Raw genomic sequence first — 8,092 nt, 5'->3', positions numbered from 1 at the left:
CAGCCCAGGTACTCCGGGCCGATGGTCTTGGCCGGGTCGTCGGCCGCGACGAACTGGCTCGCCTGGCCCACGACCGCCCAGTACTCCCCGTCGGGGATCTCCTCGGGGGTGCGGGTGTCGGTCACCGTGACCGTCGGCAGGGTGCCGGTGAACTGACGGGCGGCGGCGTCGGAGCCGTTCTCCTGCAGCGACACCCCGTCGTTGTCGGCCACGGTCATCGACAGCTGACCCGGCGTGGTGGTGGGCTGGATGTTCACCGACACGTCGATGCCGCTGCCGGGCTCGTCGTCGGCCAGCGCGGGACCGGCCAGGCCGGCACCGGCGAGCGCGACGCCGAGCACCGACGCGGCGAGCACCTGCGTGGTCCTGGTGATTCTCATGTGATCGCTCCGTGAATGGGGGGCGGGGCCGGCCGGCTCACCGGCCGGCCCCTGTTCACTGCGTTCCTGTGGCGGCGTCCAGCGCGTACACCCGTGTCGTACACCGTGGCGTACATCGTGGCGTACATCGTGGCGTACATCGTGGGGTACACCGTGGTCACCGCCGATGCGGTCAGCCGCAGCTGACCGCGGTGTAGTCGGCCTCGTAGGACGAGGTGACCTTCTTGCCGTCGATGAACGAGGTCCCCGTGACGGTGACCTTGCCCGCGTCGATCTGCTTGGCCCGGGTGTTGAAGGACTGGTAGGCCTGCTTGCCCGGAGCCACGTCCGCCACGGTCTTCTTGCCGAACAGGGTGTTCAGCTCGATCGTCGCCGGCACATCGCCGTCGTTGACCGCCGTGACCGCGACGTACGCCGACGTGCCCACGCAGCGGGACGAGGCGGTGACGGTCAGCGGCGTCTTGGCGGTCGGCGGCGCCACGACGACCGTGAACGTGGCGGTGGCGACGTCGGAGATGTTGCCCGCCTTGTCGGTGGCCCGGTAGCTGACGGTGTGCTCTCCCGGCTGGTCGACTACGAGCGGCTTGGTGTACAGCGCGAACGGCTGCCCGTCGGCCGAGTATTCGATCGTGTCCACGCCGGAGCCGGAGTCGGTCGCGGTGATCGTCAGCGTGGCCGAGCCCACGTAGTTCCAGGCCCAGTCCATGATGCCGGTGAGCTGCCCCGACACCGTCGGCGGGGTGGTGTCGTCCTGCCTCGGCGCCGCCACGGTGAAGGTCACCGACCCCGCCTCCGAGGCGTTGCCGGCCTTGTCGGCGGCCCGGTACCGCACCGTGTGCTTGCCGACCTGGTTCACCGACACCGGAGCCGTGTAGGCCTGGAACGCCCCGTCGTCCAGCGAGTACTCCACCTTGTCCACGCCGGACTCGGTGTCGGTCGCGGTGATCGTCACCGTGGCGGAGCTCACGTAGTTGCCGTCGGCGTCCTTGGTGCCCGTCACCGCCGCCGACACCGTCGGCGGGGTGGTGTCCTTCGGCCCCGAGTCCGCGACCGTGAAGGCCACCGATTCGACGTTGGAGGTGTTGCCGGCCTTGTCGGTGGCCCGGTAGCTCACGGTGTGCTTGCCCGGCTGGTTCACCTCGAGCGCCTTGGTGTACAGCGCGAACGGCTGCCCGTCGATCGAGTACTCGGTCGTGTCCACCCCGGACTCGCTGTCGGTCGCCGTGATCGTGACAGTGGCGGAGCCGACATAGTTGCCGTCGCCGTCCTTGTCACCCGTCACCTGCGCCGACACCGTCGGCGCGGTCGTGTCCTGGGCAGGCGGCGCGACCACCTTGAACGACACCGACGCCACGGCCGAGGCGTTGCCCGCCTTGTCGGTCGCCCGGTACTGCACCGTGTGGGAGCCCACCTGGTTCACCGACACCGGAGCCGAGTACGTCGTGAACGCCCCGCCGTCCAGGGCGTACTCCACCTTGTCCACACCCGACTCGCTGTCGGTCGCCGATACCGTGACCGTCGCGGAACCGACGTAGTTGCCCTCGGCGTCCTTCTCGCCCGACACGTTGGCGGACACCTGCGGTGCGGTCGTGTCGGTGGGGCCGCCGGGGGTGACCACGAGCTCACCCACCATCGCCGAGTGACCGGGGATCGCGCAGAAGAAGCGGTACGTGCCGGGGGTGAGGTTCACCTGAACCTCGTGCCGGCCGCCGTTCACGTCGAACGGGCTGGCGATGATGTTGACTTTGACGTCGTTGTTGTATTCGGGCGACGTCGAGTCGAAGGTCAGCGTGTGCGTCATCCCGAACGTGCTGCCGGTCGCCATGCTGTTCTCGAAGACGATCGTCGTGGGTCCCGCGACCGCCGTGGTCGGCGCGGTCTTGTACGCCGTCATGCTGTTGTCGGCGGTCCACGTGAGCACCTGTGCCGCGGCCTGGTTGACCTGCGGCCCGGGGTCGGGCTGCGGCGCGGCGGCCTTGGCCGGCGACAGCCACAGCGCCGGAAGTGCCACGCACAACAGCAGCACTGCCACGGCGGCGCCCAGCGCCCTCCGTGATTTTCCTACCAGTAACGATGCAATCCGCATCTGAGGTCGCACCTCGCAAAACGTGTGTCGGCGGCCGAGAGGCTTCGGTCCACCTGAGGGAATGGGGCGGGGTGCCGGGCGGAGGAGTCCCCCGCCCGGCTTCCGGCGTTGCCGGACTAGATCGTGTCAGACTCTCCCTAGAGCTCCCGCACCCGGATGTTGCGGAACTCCGCGAGGTCGGTGTCGCTGTGGTTCTGCAGCCCGATGAACCCGCTGATGAACTGGCGCAGGCTCGTGTCCGGGTCGCCGGCGCGCGACGACTTCTTGCCCGGGGTGTTGTCGAACTCGTTGATCACGACGCCGTTGCGGATGATCGTGTAGTGCTGCCCGACCACCCGGACCTCGTAGTCGTTCCACTGGCCCTTCGGGGTCGCCCCCGCCTTGTCGAGGGTGTTCGACTGGAAGTTGTAGATCGAGCCCGTCTTCTGCGACTCGCCCGCCTCGCCGTCGTAGATCTGGATCTCGTGGCCGCAGTAGACCGCGACCCAGGCCTCCGACGTGCGGGCCGACCCGACCGTGCCGCAGCTCCCGGTCGGACGCCGGTCAAGCGGGGTCCGCAGGTCGGGGAACCGGACGAACACGCCGGTGTTGGCCCGAGCCGTGCCGGGTGCGACGTCACGGAACTGGAGCCTCACCGAGAAGTCGGCGTACGCCTTCTTCGAGTACCACAGCATGCCCATCCCCCCGGAGGTGCGGAGGGTGCCGTCCGGCTGCAGGTTGAACCGGCCGGTCGGAGCCTGGCTCCAACCCTGCAGGGACGCGGGCGTCCCGTCGAAGATGGTCTCGTAGCCGTTCATCTTGCCGATGTCGGACTTCGCCCCCGCATCGCTGAGCGCGGCGGCCTCCTTGCCGTCGATGACGCCGGCCTTGCTGAGCTCGTTCACCATGTCGGTGAGGTGGCTGACGAACTCGGCGTGGTTCGGCCACGTGCGCTCGTCGTCGATCAGGTCGTTGATCGTGCAGCCGCCGTCGACGACGCGGTTGGCCACGCCGGTGTCGGTGTCCAGCAGCCGGACCGTCGGCCGGGCGTCGGGCGCCGGGCAGGCGATCTCGACGGCCACCTCGCCGGTCGCCACCTCGCCGTTGGCGTAGGTGACCTTCAGCTTGGCCTTGTAGGTGCCGAAGTTCGCGTACGTGTGCGTCGGGTCGGCCTCGGTCGACGGCTCGCTGCCGTCGCCGAAGTCCCACTCCCACTTCACGCCGCCGGCCCGGGTGCTGGAGAACACCACGGTCTTCGGCGCGCTCTGCCGCTCCGGCCGCACCGTGGCCAGGCTCGGGTTAGGCGTCGCCGGACCACCCTGGTAGGAGATGCGGATCAGCTTCTGGTTCCGGTCGAGGCTGAAGAAGCCACCGGCGTAGTCCAGCATGTACAGCGCGCCGTCCGGGCCGAACTTGGCGTCCATCCACGACTGGAGCTGCGTGTTGCCGCCGCCGGGCTGGATGATGGCGCGCAGGTCCTCGGCGAAGACCGGCGGCTTGGCGTCCTTGACGCCCTTCGGGTCGACGGTGACCGCGATCCGGTTGTTCCCGTTGGACTCGTCACCGATGAACCACTTGTTGTCCCAGTACGCCGGCCACGCGACACCGCTGTCGGTGTCGACCTCGTCGCGGTGGTAGGTCGGGCCGGGCATGACCGCCTGGCCGCCGCCGGAGAGGTAGGGCTGGGTGAGGGTCTCGTCGCCCAGCTTGTAGGTCGGCAGGCCGCTGCCGTCGGTCCGCTTCGGGTAGACCGGGCCGCCGCCCTGCGGCGAGTACCAGATCATGTTGTCGCGCGCCGCCGGGATGTCGACCAGGCCGGTGTTGCGCGGCGAGGTGTTCTTCAGGTCGTCGCAGTCGTACCAGCCGGTCGGCTGGCTGGCGTCGGTGTTGCTGCGGTCGCGGTAGGGCTGCTTGTTGCCCATGCAGTACGGCCAGCCCTGGTTGCCCGCGGACGTGATGATCGTCGCGGTCTCGTACTTCGCCGGGCCCCAGATCTCACTCGGGGCGCCCGCGTCCGGACCGACCCAGCCGGTGGTGAGCCAGTCGTTCTTCTTGTCCCAGGCGAGCCGCGTGACGTTGCGGACACCCATCACGTAGATCTCCGGGCGGGCCTTGCCGCCGCCCTCTTCCTTCCCGGTGAACAGGTTGCCCTCCGGGATGGTGTACGTCCCGTCGGCCTCCGGGTGGATACGGATGATCTTGCCGTTCAGGTCGTTGGTGTTGCCGGCGGTGCGCCGGGCGTCCTGGAACGAGGTGCCCTTGTAGTCCTGGGTCCAGTTGTTCCCGGAGTATCCGCTCGATCCGCCCGAGGAGTTGCTGTCACCGGAGGCGACGTACAGGTTGCCGTCCTCGTCGAAGGTCATGCCGCCGCCCGCGTGGCAGCAGCTGTGGATCTGCGTGTCCCACTGCAGCAGGTCCTTGCGGGTCTTCTGGTCGATCGTCTGGGCGGCGAAGTCGTAGGTGAACCGGGAGATGGTCCGCTTGCCGATCCGCTTGTCCCTGTCGATCGACTCGTGCGGCATCCAGTAGACGTACAGCCAGCCGTTGTCCTGGAACTTGGGGTCGGGCGTGATGCCGAGGAGACCCTCCTCGTTCTTCACCAGCTCGTCACCGCTGCCGCGGTTGCCCATCACGTCGAGGGTGGTGAGGAGCTTGACCTGCTTGGTCTTCGGGTCCCACTGGTGGATCGTGCCACAGCCGAGGCCGACCTTCGGGTTGTTCCAGTCGGCGATCGGGCCGCTGGGGCAGGCCGCCTTGCCGACGTAGAAGACCTTGCCGTCGGGGGCGACGGTGAGCCCGTGCGGCTCGCCGATCTGGTCGAGCTGGCCCGACTGGTTCTGCGCGGTCAGCCGCTCGGTCTTGTAGTTCGCCGCGATGGTCGCCTGGCAGTCGCCACGGACCAGACCGGCCGCCCACTTGATCGCGCCGCCGAGGTGGCTCTGGAACTGCTCGTCCTCGGTGTAGCTCTCCTCGGTGCCGCCCATGCCGGTGTAGAAGGACCGGCCGCCGTCGTAGTCGCGGCACCACGAGATCGGGTGGAACGCGCCATGGCCGTTCAGGCCCGCCTTGTAGGTCCACTCCTCGACCTGCGCGACCGTGTGGACCTTGCCCAGCGGGCTCGGGCTCCAGTTCATCCACCTGTCGGACCGCGTCGTGTTGAACGGCAGGCCCTTGTTCGCCGGGTGCTGGCGGTCGGTGAAGTCCACCGTGGCCTTCTGCACCTGGCTGTCCGGCGGAGGCCCGGCGTCGGGACCGAACAGCCGCAGCTCGGCCAGCTGGACGAGAGGCTCACCGCTGTTCGCGGTGATGTTCAGGCGGTAGTACGCGTACGAGGTGGTGTTCTCGAACTTGTATTCCTTGGTCTGGAACCGCTGCGGGAACGTCTGACCGCTCCGCTTGTCCAGGTCCGTCCAGCTCTTCCCGTCCTGGGAGCCCTGCAGGGTCCAATCCTTCGGGTCACGGCCGGGGAAGTCGTTGGCCGAGGTCAGCGCGTAGTGCGCGATCGCCTTCGGCTGCTCCAGCTTCGCCGATACCCAGCCGGTCGGGTTGAACGTCAGCCACTTGCTGTTGTTGTTCCCGTCGAACAGCTTCTCTTTGGTCTCGTTCGGCGGGTTGTCACTGTTCGCCGCGATCTCCACGACCTTCTCGGCGGGCGGCAGGCTGCCGGCGGGGCGGCTGCCGACCAGCTCCGTGAACCAGGACGAGTCCGCCTGCGCGCGGACGGCGTCGTGGACGCCGACGAACCCGCCGCCGTCCCTGATGAAGGTCTGGAACGCGGCCTCCTGCGCGGCGTTCAGCGTCACGCCCTTGGCCGACAGGAACACCACGCCGCGGTAACGCGCGAGGTTGCTGGAGGTGAAGACGGCCGGGTCCTCGGACACCTCGACGGAGAAGCCGTTGTCCTTGCCCAGCTCCTTGACGGCCTCCGCGGCCTTGTCGACCGGATCGTCCTGCTGCTTGGCCGGACCGTGGAACACCAGAACGGTGACCGGCTTGTCGGCGTCCTGCTGAGAAGTGGTGGGGTCGGCCTGCGCCTGCAGGGCGGGGAACGTCAGGGCGGATGCGGTCTGCGCCTGCGCGGCGGGGACCGTCGCCAGTCCCAGCGTCAGGGCGGCGGTGGACGCCGTGATCAGTGCACGGCGCCAGGCTGGTGGTCGAGGGTGTGCGAGCAGGTCTCTGCGACCCATCGTTCGCTCCTTCGGGTTGGGGGGTTGGATCAGCACCTTGCGGAGGTCGCCCGGTCGGTCGTGGTGGCGACCGGGCACGCGGATGCCGGAGGTCACGGGGTTTCACCGATCCCCTTCTCCTCTCGCTTGCCAATCGGCCCCGACCGGGAGCCCGGGGGAAGCCGCGCGATCACCGCGGCGCTCGTAGGCCGTGCGGCATCGCCGTTCGTCGCACTGTCGCCGCGGGTGTCGCCGCAGATGTCGTCACGCTGCAGGCGGGTGAGCGCCGCGGAGCGCGCCGCGGACGCCCGGCCGATCGCGTGCAGCGGCCGGCGGCCGGCGGCCGTCCCGTCGGACGGCGGCCGAGATGAGGGTTCGTCTTGCCGGGTTCAGGGCGGGGAGACGTCATGCCGGCGACACCCGGCGGCGGTGCCGCCGGGGCGTGTTCCGGCATGTGTGAGCCGCAGGCCCGCCAGAGCGAATGGGGGCGAGCCGTGCAGGGCGGATGTCGGCCGTGGGGGGTGTCGCCGAAGCACCGCTGAGCCTTTCGGGAGAGTCTCGGAGGGGTTGCGTGGGCGGGACTGGTGATGCTCGAAACGCCGTGGAATGCGGCGATTCGGTTGCGTCAAATTGGTGGTTTGTGCTCAACGTAGCAGCCTCACAGAACTTCTTCCAGTCCCGAGGCAAAGTTCTCTTGTCAACAACGTTAGTTCTTGACACTCTGAAAGAACTATCGCCTACTTCAATCAAAAGCTTTAAGCTACGGCGTCGAAAGCCTTCGCTGGCTGGCTCCAACGGTCGATCCCGGCCGGGTCGCTCCCCCTAGGCGGGCCGGCATCGAGACGTAACGCCGTTGCGACCGGCCCGCCAGGGCCTGGATCATGAGCACTTACCGCCTCACGGCTGCGAGGCGTCACGACCGGATTGGGGAACCATGACCGAGGTAGGCAGGGGTACGACGCGAGGCCTGTTCTCCCGGCGCGCCTTCACCACGGCCGCGACGACCGTCGCGATCGCACCGCTGGTCGGGACGAGCCAGGCCAACGCGGCATTGGGCGACAAGGTCACGGGCGAGCCTGAGAAAGGCGACGTCCGCCGCATGACCCTTTATGTGGAGAAGCTTCCGGGCAACGAGTTGGGCTACGGTCTGGAGCCCGGGAAGGCGACCATCCCCGGGCCGCTGATCGAGATGATCGAGGGTGAGACCCTCGAGATCGAGCTGGTCAACAACACGGACGTGACCGCCAGCCTGCACGTGCACGGCGTCGACTACGAGACGAGCAGCGACGGCACGCGGATGAACGACAGCGTGGTGGAGCCGGGAGGGCGGCGCACCTACGTCTGGCGCACCCACGCCCAGATCGACCGCCCGGACGGCACCTTCCTGCCCGGCAGCGCGGGCTACTGGCACTACCACGACCACGTCGTGGGCACCGACCACGGCACCGGCGGCATCCTGCGCGGACTCTACGGGCCGCTGG

Annotated in this window: 4 protein-coding genes; 1 reads left to right on the top strand and 3 read right to left on the bottom strand. The window is 68.6% G+C overall.

Translation table 11 applies throughout. From position 1 onward, the window contains the following. From AB0J39_RS36320 to AB0J39_RS36310, 3 genes are all read right to left on the bottom strand, one after another. Positions 1-380: hypothetical protein (locus AB0J39_RS36320; protein WP_363473177.1), on the bottom strand; the 380-nt coding region annotated here is incomplete at its 3' end. A 172-nt stretch (positions 381-552) separates the two neighbouring features. Continuing rightward, positions 553-2,412, bottom strand: coding sequence for a chitobiase/beta-hexosaminidase C-terminal domain-containing protein (locus AB0J39_RS36315; protein ID WP_363473174.1), 1,860 nt, complete (start codon positions 2,410-2,412; stop codon positions 553-555). Positions 2,413-2,603: 191 nt separating this feature from the next. Next, positions 2,604-6,632 (bottom strand): ThuA domain-containing protein, encoded by a 4,029-nt coding sequence (locus AB0J39_RS36310; RefSeq protein ID WP_363473171.1) that lies wholly within the window; start codon positions 6,630-6,632, stop codon positions 2,604-2,606. Positions 6,633-7,545: 913 nt separating this feature from the next. Here AB0J39_RS36310 and AB0J39_RS36305 point away from each other — a divergent pair. Further along, positions 7,546-8,092: multicopper oxidase domain-containing protein (locus AB0J39_RS36305; protein WP_363473168.1), on the top strand; the 547-nt coding region annotated here is incomplete at its 3' end.

This window comes from Microbispora sp. NPDC049633, from assembly GCF_040675265.1.
Lineage (GTDB): Bacteria > Actinomycetota > Actinomycetes > Streptosporangiales > Streptosporangiaceae > Microbispora > Microbispora maris.
The sequence above is the reverse complement of the archived record's forward strand: the minus strand, read 5'-3'. Positions and strand labels throughout refer to the sequence as shown.

Coding starts and splice junctions, on each gene's coding strand:
- AB0J39_RS36310 (WP_363473171.1), bottom strand. CDS start 6,632: ATGGGTCGCAGAGACCTGCTCGCACACCCTCGACCACCAGCCTGGCGC.